This is a genomic window from Novipirellula sp. (assembly GCF_041583735.1).
Lineage (GTDB): Bacteria > Planctomycetota > Planctomycetia > Pirellulales > Pirellulaceae > Novipirellula.
On the sequence record NZ_JBFHFD010000979.1, the window covers coordinates 1 to 2,113 of the forward strand.

At 53.3% G+C, this 2,113-nt stretch carries 2 protein-coding genes and 1 pseudogene; all 3 read left to right on the forward strand.

Features of this window, described 5'->3' with window-relative positions; all coding sequences use genetic code 11:
* A pseudogene (locus ABX962_RS35240) lies at positions 1–114 on the forward strand (formylmethanofuran--tetrahydromethanopterin N-formyltransferase); the annotation flags it as partial.
* On the forward strand, positions 111–911 hold the full coding sequence (locus tag ABX962_RS35245) for a formylmethanofuran dehydrogenase subunit C (protein ID WP_372726330.1): 801 nt from the start codon (positions 111–113) through the stop codon (positions 909–911). The pseudogene ABX962_RS35240 and the gene ABX962_RS35245, both read left to right, overlap by 4 nt.
* Positions 912–1,162: 251 nt before the next feature.
* The coding region (locus ABX962_RS35250) for a TlpA disulfide reductase family protein (RefSeq protein WP_372726331.1) at positions 1,163–2,113 on the forward strand (951 nt) is incomplete at its 3' end.

The window sequence follows — 2,113 nt, forward strand, 5'->3', positions numbered from 1 at the left end:
ATCCAGGCAGCATGTGATTCGCAAACCGACGGTGGACTGCTGAGAATTACTGCGGGTAACTATGGTGGAAAACTCGGACGACATCATTTCCACCTGGCGGAGATTCTAAAATGAATAGCTGGCTTTTAGAATTACGACAGCGACCCGAACATGACGTCGACGCCTCGGCAATCTCGCTGCGGGCATTGGCCCAAATTGGCGACGCAGACCAAGTCAATCGTTTAACACTGCGATGCGGCCAAGAACCACGACCGCTTGGCGATTTGTTTTCCGTTTCAAAATTGCAGAGTGAAAACGAATTGCGTTTAGTGGGCGACCTGACTCGATTTCATCGACTGGGGATCCATCACCGTAGCGGACGAATTACGATCCAAGGCAGCGTGGGCAACTATGCCGGCGCGATGATGTCGGGAGGCGAAATCTTTATCGCCGGCGCCGCTGGCGACTTTCTCGCGGCCCCCGTTGACGCGTTTCGCAGCGGCATGTCCGGAGGCCGAATCGTTGTTCGGGACGCGGCGGGAATTCACGTCGGCCACCGTATGCGACGGGGTGAAATTTTCATCGAAGGTGCCGCCGGAGACTTTGTCGGTAGCCATCAAATCGCCGGCACCATCGTTGTCGCGGCCGAAATAGGCAAAAGTATCGGCTATGCAATGCGGCGCGGCACGCTAATCGTCAATGCGCCGCCGGCCACCAGTCGCACGCGTTTTAGCGAACCCATTGAGGCAAATTCGGTCATCGGCCCCTTGCTGGGACGTGAAACCAAGGCCTGGGCCATAAGAAACCAGGCATTTTCCTTTGCTTGCAATAACATCTTGCGACTGATGGACCAGATTGCAGTCGAAGGTTTTCAGTCGATTCGTGGTGATTTTGCGGTCGGCGGTCAGGGCGAGATCCTTTTCCCACGTTAATGCCCTTATTTTTTCATCCAGGCATCCAATTTGCGGTGCAACGTCACTCGAGTCCCGATTTTCGGCTAATTTGTTAAGTCGCAGCGTCGTCATCCGACCCGAAATTCCCTTATCCACTGGCGGGAAGCGGGGCATTGTGACTATTTTCTTCCGTAGCACGCCGTCGTTCTTGGCGTCGGATCAACCAAACATACCGGCCCGATACTCTCTCGTGGGCCAATTCCCCTACACAAAATCAAGCATTTTTGAAAATGAAATTTCTCTCTTTCCGATCCACTCTCCTTGTCGCAGCGACGTGCTTGGTAGCCTCGCTCGTGTCACCCGCCGCAAAAGCCGAAGCCACTTTGGGCATTGGCTCCAAAGCTCCCTCGATCGATATCGAGCACTGGTTGCAAGACGGCAAAGGTTTTTTCAAACCGGTCAAGAAATTTGAAAAAGGCAAAGTCTATGTGGTTGAATTCTGGGCAACCTGGTGTGGCCCGTGCGTGATGAGCATGCCTCATCTCGCCGAATTACAAAACCAATACCGTGGCGAGAATGTACAAATCATCAGCGTCTCGGACGAAGAAGTCGAAGAGGTCAAAGAGTTCTTGGCGCGTAAGAACGAAGAACTGAAAAAGACGTTCGACGAAATCACGTCGGCTTACTCGTTGACCACCGACCCCGATCGCTCGGTCTACAAAGACTATATGGAAGCCGCTAACCAACAGGGCATCCCAACCGCCTTTATCGTTGGCAAGACCAGCCAAGTCGAATGGATCGGCCACCCCATGGAAATGGAAGAACCACTGCAAAAAGTGGTCGCGGATTCATGGGACCGCGAGGCGTTCAAGAAGGCAATGGAAGAACAACAGCGTCTCGAAGCTGCGATCGAACAAATTTCGATGTTGGCGGGTGCTGGAAAATTTGACGAAGCGATCAAGCTTGTTGAGAAAGAAATCACCCAAACCAAGGATCCTTCGCTGCAAGCGAACCTAAAGGATTTCCGTTCGAGTTTGATGTTGTCAGCCGGACATGTCACGGACGAAGTTATCAAATACTATCGTGAACGCCTTGCGGAAATGAAGGGCGACTGGATGTCGCTGGGTCAATTCGGTTACTCGCTGACTGCGGTTGTCCAACAAGGCGGAAGCGTCGGCCCATTGGCTGGTGAAGCCGTTGCCGCACTCGCACCGGTCGCCGACAAGGTGGACGCCGAAGCC